Here is an 18,024-nt window from a genome sequence, read left to right as displayed (position 1 = left end):
GTTAATTATTGAACTTGTGCACCATCAAATAAGCGCACCAGCCTGTGGGTTTTATGCGCCATATTTTCATCGTGCGTAACCATTACTATGGTAGTGCCATCATTACGGTTAAGGTTAAGGAGGATCTCCATAATTTCATTGCCCATAGCACTATCGAGGTTGCCGGTAGGCTCGTCGGCTAAAATAATTTCGGGTTTGCCTACAATAGCCCTTGCTATGGCCACACGCTGCCGCTGACCACCAGACAGTTGTGTAGGAAAATGTTTTAAACGGTTAGCAAGCCCTACCTTTTCCAGTGCTTCGGCAGCCAGTTCACGGCGTTGTTTGGCGGTAGTATCGCGATAAAGTAAGGGCAGCTCCACGTTATCAAGCACCTGCAGATCGTTAATAAGATGATAGCTTTGAAAAATAAAACCCAGCTTTTTATTCCGGAAAGCTGCCAGTTGCTTATCATTCATACCTTCTGTTTTTTGATCGTCAATCCTGATCTGTCCTTTTGAGGGCGCGTCAAGCAGGCCCATGATGTTAAGCAGGGTGCTTTTGCCGCAGCCCGAGGGGCCCATGATGGATAAAAATTCGCCTTTGGCAATATCAAGGCTTACGCTGTTCAGGGCCAGGGTTTCTACGGTATCGGTGCGGTACACCTTTTCAATGTTTTGTAAACGTATCATGAGTGAATAATTATTGAGTTAGTGAATTAGTGATTTTTATCGTTTATGTGTTTAGGGTTTTGTTAAATAAATTATTGATTTAGTTATAGGTGATTTTTTTGTTTGTTTCAAAATCATAGAGCGAAAGGTAACGCAACTGGTAGTAAGCTCCCCAAAAATCACGGAGGGCGGCTACATAATCGCGCTGGGCCTGGTCGTTTTCGCGGAAGGCAATGCCAAGGTCGGTAATGCTCAGGTCGCCTAAAACATAGCGTTCACGTGCTATCTGGTATTTTTCGGCGGCTATGCTATCGGCCTGCGCGGTATAAACCAGTTGCTCTTTCATTACATTAAAAAGCGATACCTGGGTTACTATCTGCTGTTTAAAAGTTTGTTTATCCTGCTCAACAGCATACTCGGTAAACTGCTGGTTGGCTAAAGCCGTTTTAGCACGGGACTTGGATCTGCCCCAATCCAGTATCGGTATAGAAAGCTGTACCTGCAGCAATTGCTGGTTTTGAGGGTTCTTGTATACATCAGGAATATTGGTAGCTGTATTTGAAAAGCCCAGGCTGGCGGTAAGCGTGGCGGTTAAACCATTTTGCCCTTTGGCTTTAGCCACATCGCGCTTTGCTTCTGCAATACGGCGTGAAAAAGCGATTGCATCCGAGCGGTTGGCGTAAGCTTCGGCCAGCACTTTATCTGATGATACGGTCATCTGGCTAATATTTTTCGGTACTACCAGTACTATCCGCTCACTCCCCTCCTGCCCCGTAAAACTGCGCAGGTTCAGTGTTGCAATCTCCATATCGCGCCTGGCTGTACCAACGGCTTTCTGCGCGTTGATCTTTTCCAGCTGTAGTTGCAGGATCTCGTTTTTTGATACCTTTCCTAACTCGTACTTGAGGTTGGCTACCTTTAAGATCCCCTGGGTATTAGTCAAGTTGGTTTCGGCAATCTTCAGGTTTACCTGGGCCAGCAGCAGGTCGAAAAAGTACCCTTCCACGTCAACAGCTATCTTTTCCTGGGCTTCAATATAAACCTGTTTGCTTTCATTAAACTTTAAAGGCTCAATTTTTTTATCCCATTTAAGGCTGTTGAACTGAAACAGCGGCTGTGAATAATTTATACCGTAAGGGATACCGTTATACAATACATTATGCCTGTCAAAATCATCAAACCGCTGTAATTGTGTGGTGCCATAAATAGTACCGCCGGTAGCTGTAATACTTTGGCTAAAGTTAAGCTGTAATGATGAGTTATCGTTATGAATAGGCTGGAAAAGTATAGTACCGTCAGGCTGCTGCACCTGCGAAAATGTTTTAGTATATCCAGGTAAAGTACCGCTTAATGCCAGCTGCGGCTGGTAGTTTGATTTGTAGGTGCGGTATTCCCAATATTTGGTTTCGCGTACAGTAGCAGCCTGCTTGGCGGCTATTGAATTGGCTTTGGCCATGTCAACCACCTGCTGCAGCGTTAGCCGCAGGGTATCGGTGCCAGCGTGTGCTAACGCCACTGAGCTTGTGGTTAATAATAGTATGATGTATATAAATTTCATGATGCCCGATTCTATTTTTTAACCGTTTTTAATCTGTTATGGTTACCCCGCCGTTGTTGGTGTTGTCAGCAACAACCGTTTGGGGAATTTTTTAATTCCCTCCCTTGGGAGGGGTGTGTAGACATGCGTAGTGGCAGGGAGGGGTTTATCCGCCATTTAAACGAATTGTTTGTCCACGAAACCCCTCCCTACACCCTCCCAGGGGAGGGAATCGCACAGCCCTCGCTTTTTTTGTTTCTTCCAAGGGCCTGCCGTGATAACACCGTTGTGTCACAAGCTCCTGTTTCTAATTTTTCACCGTTACTTCCTTCGAATTTTTATATTCGCTCATATCCGATGTGATTATCACATCACCAGGCTTTACGCCGCTCTGTATCTCCACATAGTCAAAATTGGTGAGACCAATGTGTACCGTGCGGCGTTCGGCTTTACCATTGTTCAGTACAAAAATGTCCTGAACAGAAGGGCCTTTAAATGCCGGGCCGTTAGCCACGCGCATAATTTTATTATGTGTAGCCGTCACCAAAAAAACGTCGACTTTCATATTGGGCCGGAGCAATTTGCTGGCCCGGTCATCCAGCTGCACATCAAACGAAATGATGCTGTTTTGTACCGATGGGGATATATTGCTTACATGCCCCCTTAGCTGGGCATCATTGATCCGCACAATAACCGGCAAGCCGCTATGCAGCTGATCGGCAGAGTTATCAGAAATACTGCCCTGGATCCTGAAACTGCCCAGATCGGCAATCCGTGCCAGGGTTTCACCTTCGTGAATGTTGGCGCCAATATTTTTGTTTACGTAGGTGATCACTCCTGCCCGTGTTGCCACCACATTGGCCAGGTCAAGTTTACGTTGTAATTCTTTCAAATCGTTTTGCTGGATATCTGCCGCTATTTCAGCTTCTTTAATCTCCAGCTGCATGGTTTGCTGCTTGCTTTTGATCTCGTTTTCCAGCTGTTTTTTTCAAGCTGTGCAACTTTGAGGTTCAGCTCGGCCTGTTCAATATTTTCGCGGGTACCGCCGCCGGCTTTATACAGGCGTTTGGCATTTTCAACGGCATCGGCAAGGTTGCTGATGTGGAGTTGTTTAATATCATTATTGGATTGAATGTCGTAGAAGCTTTTGTTCAGATCAAGCTTGAGTTTGCTGATCTCGGTGCGTTTGGTTTCGAGCTGAAACTTTTGTTTTTCAAAATCGGTTTGGGTAGCCGATTTATCCAGCGTTAATATCGATTGGCCGGCTTTGACCTTATTACCCGCATCCATCAGCGCACTCTTGATAGATGCATTTATCGGGCTGGTGATGATCTCTTCAAACTCAGGCAAAACCTCGCCAGTGGCGTTTATGGTATTTTCGATATTGCCGATTTCAACTTTGGCGGTTGTAATTTCGGCCCTGGTAATGGTTGATTTAATATATCCGCGCAAAAGCATTACGGCAAGCACCAGAACAGCTATGCTGATAATGATGACTACCGCGCTTTTTTTGCGTTTGGCAGCTGTAACTTCAAGTGTAATTTCCTTATCCATTGTGATAAATTTGGATAAGGTTTTGCAAGAGCTATACCAATATTAAAACATTAAATATCAATAAGTTACATGTTTTTAATTTTGAAAAAGTGATCGATATCGGACAAAATATTCAATACCGACCGTTGATTGATTTTTGATTGCGTTGATGGCGCTGATTTATTTTTATACCGTTGAGTTGTTGTTCATGTCCCCTCAGGGTCTCTCGCAGAGGACCCTGAGGTATACGCCATGCTTATTTGCCGTCCTGGATAATCAATCCGGTAGATATTTAAATTGCGGTGCCCCTCAGGGTCCTCTGCGAGAGACCCTGAGGGGACGAAGATGCTGCAAACCTTTTGCACCTCTGGTGCAAGTCCATAAGTTGAACCTGCCGGCAACCTAAAAATCAGAATAATCTGCCGGGCGCAGAAAGATAATATCAGCATGGGAAACGTTATGCTGATACTCAGCTTTAGCCGAAAGCGTTTTCCAGTAAGCATCTTTACCAAAAGTGTCCCAATGCTTGTCCCGGTCTTCTTTACTGTTAAAAGTGGTCATGTACATTAAATTAGGCATATGACTGCCCGCAATAACCTCCGAATAAAAAACGGCATTAAAACCAAGCCGTTTAAACAGGCCTATTTCATCGCCCACATTAAACATGGTTACCTTATTGACATTGTATTTTTCGGTAGGACTTTCATAACTACGCAATTCATAAACCCTATCGGCTTTTTTAGCGGTCAAATTAGGCACCGCTGTTGAAGGCATGCCCGGAAAAGCCTGTAGTATAATTGTTTCAAAACGGGTATAAGGCTGATCATTATAAGCGGCGTCAATGTAATCCTTTCCATCCGCAAGATATGCGGCATCGGCCTGTAACTTTTGATCGATACCCATTAACTTGTCCCATGATTGAAAGGGTGTAAATACATATAACAGCTTCGCGGTATCTGCCTGGCTTACAGGCTTAAACACACCGACATTCTTAATGCCGGCCCGGTGCAGCGCAGGTATGTAGGCCTGTTCTAAATACTTTTCAATGGTATTTTCCTGCGCCTGGGTTTTGTAATGGTATATTTTAAGCTGATAATAATTACGCGCCGGTGCATTTGCCAATGCCACTGCAGCGATAAATAAACAGGCAAAAAAAGCGATAGATGATTTTACAAAAGGTTTCATAACTGCGTTATATTTTCGAAGTAAATATAATGTCAATTCATTAAACCTGCATTATGTCCGTTTATATATTTACCCCATTTTTCAAGCATTTCCATTAAGTCAGAAAGTTTCATGGGCTTGCTCAGATAATCATTCATCCCGGCGTCAATACATGCCTGCTTATCTTCAGGCATTGCGTTTGCGGTCATGGCAATAATTACTGGTTGGTCCTGCATGTTACTGCGGATAAAGCGCGTTGCTTCCAAACCATCCATATCGGGCATTTGTACATCCATCAAAATAAGGTTGTAATGTTTTGTTACCATAGCATTTAACGCAGCATGACCATTTTCGGCAATATCGGCGCTATAGCCCATTTTACTTAACATATGCATAGCAAGCTTCTGATTTATTAAGTTGTCCTCGGCTATCAGAATGCTCATGGGGTAATTTTTAGCAAAATCTTTAGAAAACGCTGTTTGCACCTGGTGGTACTCAGTTTTAATACCGCTGCCGGCTTTTAACTGCTCAACTATATGCTTATGTAACAGATTATGCTTTGTAGGCTTAGTTAACACCGCGTTAAATACATTGTCTTCCCGCTTGCTTTGTTCGCTGCCTATCGAGCTTAATAATACAATAGGCATTTCAGGAAATTTCCGTTTTACTTCTTTAGCCAGCTGCAGGCCATCCATTTCGGGCATGCTCATATCTGTTATCAGCAGGTCAACATGCTCATGCTGATCGTTAAGCACTTTTAACGCCTCAGTTGCCGATGCCACAACTACAGGATCATATTTCCACTGCCTCAGCTGCGTGTCAATTATATCGCGGTTGGTAGCATTGTCATCAACAAATAAAATACGCTTGTTTTCAAGCTCGGTAAGGTTAAGGTAAACGTAATTTCGTTTTACCTTTTGCCCCACTTTTGATTTTATGGTGAACGAGAAAGTAGTCCCCCTGCCTATTTCACTTTGTACGCTGATTTCGCCGCCCATTAGCTTAACCAGTTTTTCGCTTATAGCCAAGCCTAAACCAGTGCCGCCATATTTACGGGTTGTACTTGAATCAACCTGCGAAAACGGCTTAAACAAACGCTCCAGTTTATCCTCGGCAATGCCGATGCCTGTATCCCTTATTTTAAAGATCAATTCCAGGTCGTCATCTTTTTGCTCTTTTACCCCTACCAGTATAAAAACTTCGCCCTGGGTTGTGAATTTCACCGCATTGCCTACCAGGTTAATCAGGATCTGTCGAAGACGTATCGAATCGGAAATAATTTGAACCGGCACATTATGTTCAACCTGGTAAACCAAATCAAGGTTTAACCGCGAAGCTTTTTCGGCAAAAACATCCAAAACGCCTTCTATGCAATCGCGCAGGTCAAAATCCTCTTCATCAAGCTCCATATTGCCCGATTCAATTTTAGAAAAATCAAGAATGTCATTAATAACCGTTAACAGGGCATCGCCGCAATTTTTTATGGTTTCGGTATACTCCTCCTGCTCGCTGGTAAGCCGGGTACTGGCCAGCAATGTTGCCATGCCGATAACACCGTTCATAGGTGTCCGGATTTCATGGCTCATGGTAGCAAGGAAAATACTCTTGGCTTTATTGGCGCTTTCGGCTTCTTCACGCGCTTTTTCTGATGCCTCACGGGCCAGGCGTTCATTCGCTGTCATTTTTACCAAGCTTTCGGTACGTTCTTTTACCTGGCGTTCCAGTACGGTTTTCTGTGCCTTCAAAAATTTAACCCGGTATTTAAAAATAAAGTATACCAAACCAATTATGGTTACCGCGGCAATTAATTTAAACCACCAGGTTAACCAAAACGGCGGCACAATAGTAATTTTTAATCCCGCTGAAGGTGGCGACCATAACCCTGATGTATTCTGATACTTTAACTTAAAAGTATACTCGCCCGGCGGCAAATTGGTATATGAAGCAGTATTCCGGCTTCCCACATTGTTCCAGTCTGTGTCGAAGTTTTCGAGTATGTAACTGTACTTCTTTTTATCAGATGAAGAGTAATCAAGCGCCGCATACTGTAATGTAATTACAGATTGAGTATAGGATAATTTAATTGATTTGGTATCACTTATATCTTGTTTTAAGGGTGATGGGTCATCCTTGCCGCGGGCAATTTTAACTGTTTTATTGAACAATTGAAAATTGGTGATAACCAGGGGCATAAAGGCGGATGGTTTTAAGATCTGTCCGGGTGTAAAGGAATTAAAACCGTTAATTCCCCCAAAAAGATCCTGCCGTCCTTAGTTTGCAGGGCCGAATGTGATTTAAATTCTTCATCCTGTAAACCATCTTCAATAGTATAGTTTTTAAAGGTGTTCTTAACCGGATCGTAGTTGGATAAACCATTATTGGTACTAACCCATATGGTGCCCAGCTTATCTTCGCGCACAGCATAAATGACATCGCTTGGTAAGCCATTTTTGGTCGTAAACGCCGTAAAATGTTTGGTAACCGGGTTAAATAGATTAAGCCCCGAAAGTGTACTGATCCAGATGCGGCCCTTACTATCCTCAAACAAATCGGGGACACTGTTATTGCTGATACTGTTACGCCTCTCGTCGTGCTGAAACCGGGTGAAGGTACCTGTTTTCCTATCCATCAAATTGAGGCCGGCATCAAAAGTGCCAACCCAAAAATTGCCGTTATGATCCTCAAGCAGGGAATATACCCTATCGCTGCTGATACTTTTAGGATCATTAGGATCATAATTAAAAGCCGAAAATGTGCCCGACTTTTCGTCATACAAATCGAGTCCGCCGTTATAGGTACCTACCCAGATGCGGTTGTCGCGGGTTTGGGTAAGGGCATAAACATTGTTATTACTTAAGCTGCCGTGCTTTGCCACGTCATGTTTAAAACCGGTAAAACTGCCGGTGCGGGGATTAAACCGGCACAAACCATCAGCCCAGGTGCCTATCCAAAAGTCACCTTTAAAATCCTGGATGATGTTCAATACATAATTTCCGGTCAGGCTATTGGCATTAGCCGGATCATTCACATAATGTTTAACGGTACCATCCTTATTAAACACATTAACACCGCCCCCGTCGGTGCCTACCCAAATATTACTATCCTGATCTTCATGCAGGCACAGTACAAAATTATTGGCCAGGCTGTTTGGCGATGAGCTATGCCTGAAATGCGAAAAACTTTCGGTACTGCGCTTATACAGGTTAATGCCGCCACTAAATGCCCCAAGCCACATATTCCCCATCCTATCCCGGCAAATACTGTAAATGGAATTACCATTCATACTGCCCCTGTCAATATCATCATGCTTGTAGGCTGTTATTTTTCCGGTTACAGGGTTCAGGATATTAACGCCATTATTTTCGGTACCTACCCACAAATTACCGTTCAGGTCCATGTTTAATGCCAAAACACTATAGCCTGAGTTAGAGCCGGAATCTTTTTTATTCTCAAGGTAATGTTTAAATGTGCCTTTTCCCGGGTCAAATAAATTAAGCCCGCCATCTTCCGTCCCTATCCATAACCTGCCCTCAATATCTTCGTATATAGCAATTACATAGCCTCCTGAAATACTGGCGTTTACCCCCGGCTGGCTTTGATATCGTGTAAAAGTTTCCTTCTTTCTGTCAAACAGATTAAGACCGTGGCTCAGGGTACCAACCCATAAACGGTGCTTGGAGTCTTCCTTTAACGCGGTTACATCATCGTCACTTAATGACGACAGGTCGGCCTCGTTGTGTTTATAATGAGTAAATTTATTTTGGTAGATATCAAACCGGTCGAGCCCGCCTTTTTGGCTGCCTATCCATAAAATACCATCATGATCAAATATCAGCCTGTTTACAAAATTGCTTGAGATGCTGTTTGAATTGGCGCTGTCATGAAAGTAATGTATAAACTTACCTGTTTTGCGGTCGAGCTTATTTAAGCCAAAAAGGGTGGCCAGCCATATGTTGCCCTCTTTGTCTTCGGCGATATCTGATATCAGGTTACTGCTTAATGAATTATCATCCTGGATACTGTGCTTATATATCACAAAGCTATATCCGTCATACCGGTTAAGGCCGTCGCGGGTACCTATCCACATAAAACCCCGGCTATCCTGAATTATGGTACTCACATTAATTTGTGATAAGCCCTCCCGGGTGCCGATATGCTCAAACTTAAGGTTCCTATCTTGCGCAAACCCATTTCGGGTAATCAACAAGGCAACCACAACAAACAAATATTTATAGATATTCAAAATAACAGGCGGTGTTGAGTTTTAATTTTCGTGAAAATCCGTTCCTTAAAAAGAGAAACAGAATGGTTTATAGTTAACTTATACGGCTATAATATTTATAAGTTTAATGTAGACAAAAAAAAGCAATGATATAAAAACTGAAAGCGGAATACACAAAAACCAAAGCTAACAGACTGATTAGTAAATAGACTATATAAATAGCGACAGCGTTTAGCAACCGTAGGTTCTACCTTTAGAATATTAAATACCATAAAAAAAGCCTCCCGGCATTACCGGGAGGCTTATCATATTTTCAAAAATTAGTAGCGTTGCTTACAGCTCTCTTACCCAAATATTGCGGAAGCTAAGCGGTTCGCTCTTATCGCCATGGGCCTGTAACTTAATTGGCGACGGGCCATGTTTTTTGCCTTCGTACGATGGTTTGCCGATGTATTGAGTAGGACCAAGCAGCTCAAAATTATTTTCAACAAGCACACCATTGAAAAATACGGTAGCCCTTGCTGCCGATTTCAATGAACCGTCTTCGTTAAATACAGGAGCGGTCCAAATTACATCATAAACATTCCACTCGCCGGGTTTACGACCAGGGTTTGCCAGTGGGATCACTTGCTTATACAAGCTGCCTGCCATGCCGTTAACATAAGTTTTATTTTCGTACGAATCTAAAACCTGTAGCTCATAACCTGCGTCACCTTTACCTATCGAAGCTAAGAACACGCCGCTGTTGCCGCGGGCCTGCCCGCTGCCTGTAATGTTTGCAGGTACTTTCCACTCAATGTGCAGTTGGTAGTTGCCAAAGCTTTTTTTAGTTTCTATGTTACCGGTAGCTTTATTTACGGTAAGTACATCTCCTTTTACCAGCCATTTAGCAGGGGTTTTATCTTCAACAGAAACCCACTCGTCAAGGCCTTTACCGTTAAACAAAATAATTGCGTCTGAAGGGGCATCGCCTAAATTTTTGCCCGGTGTAACTACCTTAGGTACCGGTTCCCAAATCTCGGTGTCTTCAGGTTTGGCACTTTGCGCGTTTGCCATGAAGCAGCTGCCTGCTAAAAGGGCGGTTAGTATTAATGGATATTTCATCTCTCTAAAATAATTGGTTTAAACGTGAAGCGTATTTTTAAGGTATGAAGCGCTTTTTGCAATGCTCACATACGGGTCGATATTGGTATAGTTTTCCTGCTCAACAATAAAGTGCTTAATGCCTGCAAGCTTAGCTTTACCCAATATGGTTTTAAAGTCGATATCACCGTTACCTATTTCAGTATTCAGTTCGGCATTGGTTTTATCCCTGTCTTTAACATGCACAAAAGCGAACCGGCCGGGGTGTTTTTCAAAAATCTCAACCGGGTTTTTACCGGCACGCACTACCCAGTAAATATCCATTTCCATGGCTACCAGTTTAGGATCGGTATTGGCAAGCACCACATCGTAAAAAGTAGTGTCACCAACCGGTGCCCACTCAAAGTTGTGGTTATGGTAACCTAATTTTAAGCCCGATGCTTTCAGGATCTCGGCAATCTTGTTCATTTTCTCGGCCACACCTTTACAATCATCAACAGTTTTAATAAAGTTGTGGTTTAAAGCCGGGATAATAATATGTGACTGACCAATGGTATTGGCAACTTCAATGTAAGCGTTCAGGTCATCAGTTTTACCTGAGCCTAAATACTCGTCAAGGCCATAGTGACCGCTTGGAGTTGTTAGTCCGTTATCTTTTAAAAGCTGACTAAATTCTTTACCTTTTAATCCCCAATAACCGGTTTCTTTGTTAAAACCAAAGGTTTCAACTTCGTTATAACCGGCTTTTGCTACTTGTGCAATAACACCTTTTACATCTTTGGGTAACTGATCGCGCAGGCTATACAATTGCAGGCCCACTTTATTTGAAGCTTTCGCCGATACCAATTTCGGCGCAAGCATTGCGCCTGCGGCCATTAATCCGGCTTGTGCTAAAAATGTTCTTCTGGTTGTCATGTATTTGTTTTATTAGTTTAGCTTTTTAGAGTGATAAGGTGATGTAAGGTTTAAACATCACAAATATGCACCGCCTTTTTAAGCGAAGCTATTTTGTCTTTCTGTTTCGGGATGAACTCCTGGGCTACAAAGCCTTTATGCCCTACCTCCACAATGGCACGCATAATGGCCGGGTAGTAAAGTTCCTGGGTTTCATCAATCTCGTTACGGCCGGGAACACCGCCGGTATGGTAATGAGCGATGTACTGATGATTAGCGCGGATATTGCGGATCACATCGCCTTCGTCAATCTGCATATGATAGATATCATACAGCAATTTAAAGTTTTCTGAACCAAGCCTGCGGCAAAGTTCGGCGCCCCACTCTACCCTGTCGCACTGGTAATCTTTGTGATCAATTTTGCTGTTCAGCAGTTCCATTACCAATATTACGTTGTGTTTTTCGGCAAGGGCAACCATAGGTTTCAAGCCTTCAACGCAATTATTCCAGCCTTCCTCATCGGTTTTACCGCGACGGCTGCCGCTAAAGCAGATCAGGTTTTTATAACCCGCCTCTGCCACCAGCGGGATCATTTTGGTATAATTTTCATGCAGTTTGGCATGAAACTGTTTATCACCAAAACCATCGGTAAGGTTGATCTCGGCACCATTGCACATAGATGAGAACAAGCCGTATTTTTTTAGTGTAGGCCAGTCTGAAGGGCCAACCAGATCGATCCCTTTTATGCCGATGTCCTTAGCAGCGGCACAAAGTTGATCTATCGTAAAATCGCCGTAACACCAGCGGCATACAGCATGGTTAATATTGCCTTTGAGCTTATCATCAGCCTGCATATGTTTTTCAGTTTCGATGGTAAATGAAGATAATACACCCGACGCGCCAATTGCCGCCGTGCCCGCGATCATGCTTTTGATAGCCGACCGCCTGTTTTGATTTGATGCCATAATTATATTTCGGTTTGTGCTGATGGTTCCTGAATATCCAAACCTGGTTTTGTGGCCATGCTTGTTTTATCTTTAAATAAAGCGAGGAATAATATCAATACCACAGCGGCAATACCTGCAGGTATAAGCCAAATGGTTTGCCAGTTATGTGATGTATCGGATACTTTCCAATGATCAACAATAGGGCCTGAAATGTACGAGCCTATAAGCATACCTACGCCATAAGTAGCTAAGGTAATAAAGCCCTGGGCCGCGCTTTTAAAACGCTCGCCCGCTAAATTATCGGTATAGATCTGACCGGTTACAAAGAAGAAATCGTAACAGATACCATGCATTACTATACCCGCAATAAGCATCCAGTAGCTTGAACCTGCGTCGCCGTAGGCAAAGAATATATACCGCAGTACCCAGGCCAGCATACCAATAGCCAGCATTTTTTTACACCGAACCGCACAAAAAACAAAGGCATCGCTGCCATGAACGCCAGCTCGGATACCTGCCCCATTGCCTGTACACCGGCAGCGGCTTTAACGCCCACTTCATTTAAAAAAGGGTTGGTAAAGTTGTAGTAAAACGCCAAGGGCACACATATGGCTACCGACGCCAAAAAGAAAATTAAATACGACCTGTTTTTTAACAAGCTGATTGAATCTAAGCCAATGATATCGCCAAATGTAGTTTTTTGGCCCCTTTTTACCGGAGGGGTATCAGGTAAGGTAAAGCTTAATAAACCTAATATCAACGACGCTATTGATGCCATTTTGAAGGTGAGCACAAGCGTTCCGCTTTTTCCCATCCTAATAAGCCGATAACAATACCTGCAATGATCCACCCTGCTGTTCCGAACACCCTGATTAAAGGAAACTCTTTACTTGGGTTTTGCATCTGCTTAAATGAAACCGAATTTACCAGTGCCAGTGTTGGCATGTAAATGATCATGTAAAACAGGATATTAGGGTAAAACTTATCAAAATCAGCTATGGTAGTTGCATAATAAAGTGAGGCCGCGCCCAACAGGTGCAGTACACCCAGAATCCTTTGTGCCGAAAAATACTTATCAGCAATAAGTCCGATAACAAAAGGGGCTATAATAGCACCTAACGATTGCGTTGCGTAAGCACCCGCATTTTGTGTGCCGGTAGCCTTTAACGTAACTGTTAAATAAGTGCCCATTGTTACAAACCACGCTCCCCAGATAAAGAACTCCAGGAACATCATTGTTGAAAGTTTTACCCTAATTCCGATATTCATAATTATATTTTAAAGCCAGACTAACTTATCCTTCTCGTTATTTTTTTAATGATAAAATATATTTAACGATTTCTTTGGCATCGCTTTCAGGCAATGAAGGGTGTGGGGTCATGGCTATGTTGCCCCAGTTGCCGCTACCGCCGGCGATGATCTTTTTAGCCAACATTTCGATATTAGCATCTGAAGCTTCGTATTTACCTGCTATATCCTGAAATGCAGGGCCAATAACTTTGGTGTCAACTTTATGACAGGTGCTGCAATCTAACGTTGCAATTAATTTTTCGCCGGCTGATGAACCTGCAGAACCACCTGCCGGTTCGGTGCCGGTTTTTGCTACTACAGTATCAGCATTGGCATCGGCAGCTTTAGCTGATTGGTTTGTACCGTTAGTGCTATCGCTACCACCGGTGTTTTTTGATGAATTTCCGCCACAGGCAGCAAACGCTGCGCTGATACAAAGAATAACGAATACTTTTTTCATAAAGATTAATTGTGGTTTATGATGATAACCTAACAGAAAATCTGTTCATTAACAATGCCCCTGCTGTTTTTCATCATGTAATTTTAATTGGGTTGGTTAATCAGGCGAAAATTACAACTTTTTATCATAATTAAAGCCTCATTAAACCGATATAGCGCCTAATGAAGCGGTTTTTTTACGTGAGCGCATATAAATTACCAATCCTATAAATGCAACGATTAATGCAATCGGGATAATCAGGGTAGTATTTAATACTTCAGGACCTGCCGCCGACCGTGCTGCATCAAACGCTTTAGCCATATCCGAGCCCGCCGGCGCCGACCGATAAGCGTCCAGACTGGCACCCGCCGGTAATTTTGAAGCCATGATTTTATCGTAAAAACCGCCCATAAACATCATATAAATAGATACCCCGAACATACCGGCCCCGCCCATCAGGTTTAAACCTACGGCACCTGTACGCGGCAGGTTTTCGGCCACAAAGCCTATCATGCAAGGCCAGAAGAAAGCTACACCAAGACCAAAAACTACCGCTGCAAAATAGATAGCATCACCATGCAGGTGTACCATCAAATAAATGCCCAAAGCTGATAATACGGCCGAGATCAACAGTACCCCCTGTGGTGCCAAACGGTGAACTATCGGGCTTGCAAACGCGCGGCCCAATACCTGTACCGAGGCAACAAAAGTTAAAATAAGGATGGCGTTGTCCGTAACTGTTTTGAATAAAACGTCAGTCCACTGGTTGGTGAATAATTCGGTAATAGCTGTTCCGAACATACAAATGATCATGAACAGGAACAACGGGTTGACCAATGCCTTATACATATCCTCGGTACTTATACCGGCAGATACACGCTCGGTAACCGGGAAATCCAACTTCGAGAACAGGTAACCATAAGCAATGGTAGGGATCAGCATCAATGCTATCTCAATCTGCGAGATCCAGTACGGTTTAGGTGATACACCGTGAGCCAAAGTGGTATCCAGTCCGAACACGATGAGCGTACCGATCACGATGCCCGCCGGAAACCAGAGGTGAAAGTGATTAAGCTTTGTAGTTTTATTATCTGTATATAGCGAAGCTACAAGCGGGTTACATGAAGCTTCAACCGTACCATTAGCAATACCAATCATTAAGGTAGAAAGAAACAGCGTCCAGTAGCCATTGGCAAAAATGGTAAGCAGGATCCCCACCAGGTGAAACACGAAAGCTGACACCAGCAGCTTTTTCATACCGATGATATCGACAATAAAGCCGCCTACAATGATAGCCAGCGGAAAGCCCCAGAAAGCAGTTGCTGCAATGGTGCCCAGTTGCGAAGCGTTCAAATGAAATCTTACGCCCTGGTCATTCAAAATCCCGGCACGGATACCGAATGATAATGACGTTACCAGCAACGACAGGCAGCTTGCCCTGAATAGCTGTGTACGGTTAATAGTTTGCATTTTAAATTATTTAAGGTTATTTGATAATTGGTTAATTGGCTGTATCAAAATGCTTTTTGCCGAAATTATTTCAGCTGTATGTTTCCTTTTAGTAAAATCCCATGTTTTACCGATGGGCTATTTTATGATTAAATAAAGTCATTATCGCGAGCGCAGGCCTGTTATCCTTAGCCTGTCGAAGGGTCGCGCGTAAAGGCCTCCCACCATGCTTCGGCAGGCTCAGCATGACACTCGTTTTTGATCTGGCATTTGTAGATCCAGACTTACGAAGTTTTAAATCATGTCGTCATGCTGAACTTGCTTCAGCATCCCACTTGCCAGGCAGCCATGCTAAGCACTCGCATACCTATCTTGTGGGGTGCCGAAACAAGTTCGGCATGACGTTTTTTACGATTTTATAATTCCGAAATCAAAAATCCCAATTCCGAAATCAAAAAATTATATCCCTAACGTTTTCCTGTTGAAAGCGTCATCAGAACCCGATGCGGCGAAATCATCAAAAGCTCGTTCGGTTACACGGATAATATGATCTTTAATGAATTGGGCACCTTCCCTTGCACCGTCTTCAGGATGTTTGAGCGCACATTCCCATTCAAGCACCGCCCATCCTTTGTAATCATATTGTGTTAATTTACTGAATATCGATTTAAAATCTACCTGACCATCACCCAATGAGCGGAAACGGCCTGCGCGGTTAACCCAGTTCTGGTAACCACCGTAAACACCCTGACGACCTGTTGGATTAAACTCGGCATCCTTAACATGGAACATTTTAATGCGCTCATGGTATAGGTCGATATATTCCAGGTAATCCAGGCACTGTAATACAAAGTGCGAAGGATCATACAGTAAGTTAGCACGTTTGTGGCCTTTTACATGATCAAGGAACATCTCGTAAGTGATACCATCATGCAGGTCTTCACCCGGGTGAATCTCGTAGCAAAGGTCGATGCCGTTTTCCTCGTAAACATCCAGTATCGGCGTCCAGCGTTTGGCCAGTTCGCCAAAAGCAGTCTCAACAATCCCGGCAGGGCGTTGAGGCCACGGATATACCATTGGCCAAAGCAGGGCACCACTAAAAGTTACCGATGCATTTAAACCTAAATTTTTTGATGCCTGTGCAGCATATTTCAATTGCTGTATAGCCCATTTTTGCCTTTCGGCCGGGTTACCGCGTAAATGCTCGGGTGCGAAACCGTCGAACAGATCGTCATAAACCGGATTTACCGCTACCAGCTGGCCTTGAAGGTGGGTTGATAGCTCAGTTATTTCTAACCCTGCGGCGTTAACTATACCTTTAATTTCATCAGCATAAGTTTTGCTTTCGGCGGCTTTTTGCAGGTCGATAAAACGGGTATCGTTTGTTGGCAGCTGCACACCTTTGTAGCCTAAACCCGCTGCCCACTGGCAAATAGATTCAAGGCTGTTAAATGGTGCCGCGTCTCCTATAAACTGTGCTATAAATATGGCAGGTCCTTTTATAGTAGTCATGTTGTTTGTTTTAAATAGATGGTGGATTAAATAGTGAAATCAGTCCATTTGGCATCTGATTTACCTGATGCTATCACATTTTCAATAAAAGCCATTCCCCGAACGCCTTCTTCGATACCCGGAAAATCAAGTTCTTCGGGAGTGGCCTGCTTACCTTCCAAACCGGCTTTAACTGTCAAAGCAAAATTACGGTACAGGTTGGCGAATGCCTCCAGATAACCTTCGGGGTGACCGGCAGGCGTACGTGTATTATGCTGCGCGAATGAGCTGGTATACCCCCGCCGGTGCGCCAGGTTTCGGCAGGCTTATCGGTATACATTACAGTTAATGAGTTAGCATCGCTCTGGTGCCATTCCAAACCGCCTTTTTCACCATAAACCCTGATCTTCACATTATTTTCTTCGCCAGCCGCAATTTGGGTAGCTGTGAGCACGCCGCTTGCACCGTTGTTAAATTTTAACAACGCCGCGCCATCATCATCCAGCTTGCGGCCTTCAACTACAATGTTGATATCGGCACAAATTTTAGTAACCTGTAAGCCGGTAACGTATTCGGCAAGGTTAAAGGCATGTGTACCTATATCACCCATGGCACCGGCAATCCCGCTTTTACCCGGATCGGTACGCCAGGAGGCTTGTTTGTTATCTTCTCCTTCTAAAAAACTGCTCAACCACCCCTGCGGATACTCAACATAAACCTTCCGTATTGTACCTATGGCGCCTGCTTTAATCAATTGCTTAGCTTCCTTAACCATTGGGTAGCCTGTGTAAGTATGTGTAAGGCAAAATAGTTTGCCAGATGTACTAACTACTTTTTCCAGTTCCTTAGCTTCCTCAAGCGAAAAGGTCATGGGTTTATCAAGCACCACATGAAAACCGTTTTCGAGCGCCATTTTGGTTGGGGCAAAATGCACATGGTTAGGCGTTACAATGCTGATCACCTGCACACGTTCGTTCTCGGGCAGTTGCTTTTCTTTTTCAATAAGTTCCTGGTATGAGCTATATGAGCGGCTTGCCGGTAAGCCAAGCAAAAGGCCGCTGGCCTGCGATTTTTCGGCATTACTGCTAAAAGCGCCGCAAACCAGTTCATACTCACCATCAATACGGGCAGCTATGCGGTGTACGGCACCAATAAAGGCACCTTGTCCGCCGCCTATCATTCCTAATCTTAATTTCATTTGTTTTTGTTGGGGTTGATGTTTTTGATGATTAAACGCTTCTCAATCGATTGTATACATCAAAAACAGCATTATTACATAATGCTGTTTTTGATAGCAATTCAAATTTTGTAAAAATCAAAGGTAT

At 43.6% G+C, this 18,024-nt stretch carries 16 protein-coding genes and 1 pseudogene; all 17 read right to left on the bottom strand.

Annotated elements, in window-relative coordinates; genetic code table 11:
* Positions 1-5: 5 nt before the first annotated feature.
* The gene (locus ACRQ5D_RS20185; protein ID WP_091175395.1) at positions 6-671 is read right to left on the bottom strand and encodes an ABC transporter ATP-binding protein; all 666 of its coding nucleotides are present in this window, start codon (positions 669-671) and stop codon (positions 6-8) included.
* A gap of 79 nt (positions 672-750) precedes the next feature.
* The gene (locus tag ACRQ5D_RS20180; protein ID WP_091175398.1) at positions 751-2,208 is read right to left on the bottom strand and encodes a TolC family protein; all 1,458 of its coding nucleotides are present in this window, start codon (positions 2,206-2,208) and stop codon (positions 751-753) included.
* Between the two features lie 286 nt (positions 2,209-2,494).
* Complete coding sequence (locus ACRQ5D_RS20175) at positions 2,495-3,133, bottom strand: efflux RND transporter periplasmic adaptor subunit (protein ID WP_431200264.1); 639 nt, start codon at positions 3,131-3,133, stop codon at positions 2,495-2,497.
* On the bottom strand, positions 3,103-3,741 hold the full coding sequence (locus ACRQ5D_RS20170; protein WP_431200263.1) for a hypothetical protein: 639 nt from the start codon (positions 3,739-3,741) through the stop codon (positions 3,103-3,105). Before ACRQ5D_RS20170 ends, ACRQ5D_RS20175 begins: the two co-directional genes overlap by 31 nt.
* Positions 3,742-4,122: 381 nt before the next feature.
* Positions 4,123-4,905, bottom strand: a complete 783-nt coding sequence (locus tag ACRQ5D_RS20165) for an NIPSNAP family protein (RefSeq protein WP_143020893.1) — start codon at positions 4,903-4,905, stop codon at positions 4,123-4,125.
* A gap of 32 nt (positions 4,906-4,937) precedes the next feature.
* Positions 4,938-7,076 carry a response regulator gene (locus tag ACRQ5D_RS20160; protein ID WP_431200262.1) on the bottom strand — a complete coding sequence of 713 codons (2,139 nt, stop codon included), beginning with the start codon at positions 7,074-7,076 and terminating at the stop codon, positions 4,938-4,940.
* 14 nt (positions 7,077-7,090) lie between these two features.
* Positions 7,091-9,127, bottom strand: coding sequence for a ligand-binding sensor domain-containing protein (locus tag ACRQ5D_RS20155; protein ID WP_432326382.1), 2,037 nt, complete (start codon positions 9,125-9,127; stop codon positions 7,091-7,093).
* Positions 9,128-9,439: 312 nt separating this feature from the next.
* Entirely contained in the window at positions 9,440-10,210 is a 771-nt protein-coding gene (locus ACRQ5D_RS20150; protein WP_091175406.1) for a 3-keto-disaccharide hydrolase, read from the bottom strand.
* 18 nt (positions 10,211-10,228) lie between these two features.
* Positions 10,229-11,104: a sugar phosphate isomerase/epimerase family protein gene (locus ACRQ5D_RS20145; RefSeq protein WP_091175408.1), complete on the bottom strand. Its 876-nt coding sequence runs from the start codon at positions 11,102-11,104 to the stop codon at positions 10,229-10,231.
* A gap of 50 nt (positions 11,105-11,154) precedes the next feature.
* The gene (locus tag ACRQ5D_RS20140) at positions 11,155-12,048 is read right to left on the bottom strand and encodes a hydroxypyruvate isomerase family protein (RefSeq protein ID WP_091175411.1); all 894 of its coding nucleotides are present in this window, start codon (positions 12,046-12,048) and stop codon (positions 11,155-11,157) included.
* 2 nt (positions 12,049-12,050) lie between these two features.
* A pseudogene (locus ACRQ5D_RS20135) lies at positions 12,051-12,808 on the bottom strand (MFS transporter).
* Entirely contained in the window at positions 12,796-13,299 is a 504-nt protein-coding gene (locus ACRQ5D_RS20130) for an MFS transporter (RefSeq protein WP_432326379.1), read from the bottom strand. The pseudogene ACRQ5D_RS20135 and the gene ACRQ5D_RS20130 overlap by 13 nt, the downstream one beginning before the upstream one ends.
* A 37-nt stretch (positions 13,300-13,336) precedes the next feature.
* Complete coding sequence (locus ACRQ5D_RS20125; protein WP_091175416.1) at positions 13,337-13,780, bottom strand: c-type cytochrome; 444 nt, start codon at positions 13,778-13,780, stop codon at positions 13,337-13,339.
* A 141-nt stretch (positions 13,781-13,921) separates the two neighbouring features.
* The gene (locus ACRQ5D_RS20120) at positions 13,922-15,229 is read right to left on the bottom strand and encodes an MFS transporter (RefSeq protein WP_091175419.1); all 1,308 of its coding nucleotides are present in this window, start codon (positions 15,227-15,229) and stop codon (positions 13,922-13,924) included.
* A 438-nt stretch (positions 15,230-15,667) separates the two neighbouring features.
* Complete coding sequence (locus ACRQ5D_RS20115; RefSeq protein ID WP_091175421.1) at positions 15,668-16,720, bottom strand: sugar phosphate isomerase/epimerase family protein; 1,053 nt, start codon at positions 16,718-16,720, stop codon at positions 15,668-15,670.
* 26 nt (positions 16,721-16,746) lie between these two features.
* Positions 16,747-16,899, bottom strand: coding sequence for a hypothetical protein (locus ACRQ5D_RS20110; RefSeq protein WP_431200261.1), 153 nt, complete (start codon positions 16,897-16,899; stop codon positions 16,747-16,749).
* Positions 16,896-17,897, bottom strand: a complete 1,002-nt coding sequence (locus tag ACRQ5D_RS20105; RefSeq protein ID WP_431200260.1) for a Gfo/Idh/MocA family protein — start codon at positions 17,895-17,897, stop codon at positions 16,896-16,898. The genes ACRQ5D_RS20110 and ACRQ5D_RS20105 overlap by 4 nt, the downstream gene beginning before the upstream one ends.
* Between the last annotated feature and the right edge of the window lie 127 nt (positions 17,898-18,024).

The organism is Mucilaginibacter sp. P25, from assembly GCF_050859465.1.
Classification (GTDB): Bacteria; Bacteroidota; Bacteroidia; order Sphingobacteriales; family Sphingobacteriaceae; genus Mucilaginibacter; species Mucilaginibacter gossypii.
Note: the sequence above shows the minus strand (reverse complement) of the source record. Positions and strands in the feature narration are given on the sequence as shown.

What these genes read in the sequence shown, in the direction of transcription:
- ACRQ5D_RS20185 (WP_091175395.1), bottom strand. Translation starts at nt 671, where the DNA reads ATGATACGTTTACAAAACATTGAAAAGGTGTACCGCACCGATACCGTA.
- ACRQ5D_RS20180 (WP_091175398.1), bottom strand. Translation starts at nt 2,208, where the DNA reads ATGAAATTTATATACATCATACTATTATTAACCACAAGCTCAGTGGCG.
- ACRQ5D_RS20175 (WP_431200264.1), bottom strand. Translation starts at nt 3,133, where the DNA reads ATGCAGCTGGAGATTAAAGAAGCTGAAATAGCGGCAGATATCCAGCAA.
- ACRQ5D_RS20170 (WP_431200263.1), bottom strand. Translation starts at nt 3,741, where the DNA reads ATGGATAAGGAAATTACACTTGAAGTTACAGCTGCCAAACGCAAAAAA.
- ACRQ5D_RS20165 (WP_143020893.1), bottom strand. Translation starts at nt 4,905, where the DNA reads ATGAAACCTTTTGTAAAATCATCTATCGCTTTTTTTGCCTGTTTATTT.
- ACRQ5D_RS20160 (WP_431200262.1), bottom strand. Translation starts at nt 7,076, where the DNA reads ATGCCCCTGGTTATCACCAATTTTCAATTGTTCAATAAAACAGTTAAA.
- ACRQ5D_RS20150 (WP_091175406.1), bottom strand. Translation starts at nt 10,210, where the DNA reads ATGAAATATCCATTAATACTAACCGCCCTTTTAGCAGGCAGCTGCTTC.
- ACRQ5D_RS20145 (WP_091175408.1), bottom strand. Translation starts at nt 11,104, where the DNA reads ATGACAACCAGAAGAACATTTTTAGCACAAGCCGGATTAATGGCCGCA.
- ACRQ5D_RS20140 (WP_091175411.1), bottom strand. Translation starts at nt 12,048, where the DNA reads ATGGCATCAAATCAAAACAGGCGGTCGGCTATCAAAAGCATGATCGCG.
- ACRQ5D_RS20130 (WP_432326379.1), bottom strand. Translation starts at nt 13,299, where the DNA reads ATGAATATCGGAATTAGGGTAAAACTTTCAACAATGATGTTCCTGGAG.
- ACRQ5D_RS20125 (WP_091175416.1), bottom strand. Translation starts at nt 13,780, where the DNA reads ATGAAAAAAGTATTCGTTATTCTTTGTATCAGCGCAGCGTTTGCTGCC.
- ACRQ5D_RS20120 (WP_091175419.1), bottom strand. Translation starts at nt 15,229, where the DNA reads ATGCAAACTATTAACCGTACACAGCTATTCAGGGCAAGCTGCCTGTCG.
- ACRQ5D_RS20115 (WP_091175421.1), bottom strand. Translation starts at nt 16,720, where the DNA reads ATGACTACTATAAAAGGACCTGCCATATTTATAGCACAGTTTATAGGA.
- ACRQ5D_RS20105 (WP_431200260.1), bottom strand. Translation starts at nt 17,897, where the DNA reads ATGAAATTAAGATTAGGAATGATAGGCGGCGGACAAGGTGCCTTTATT.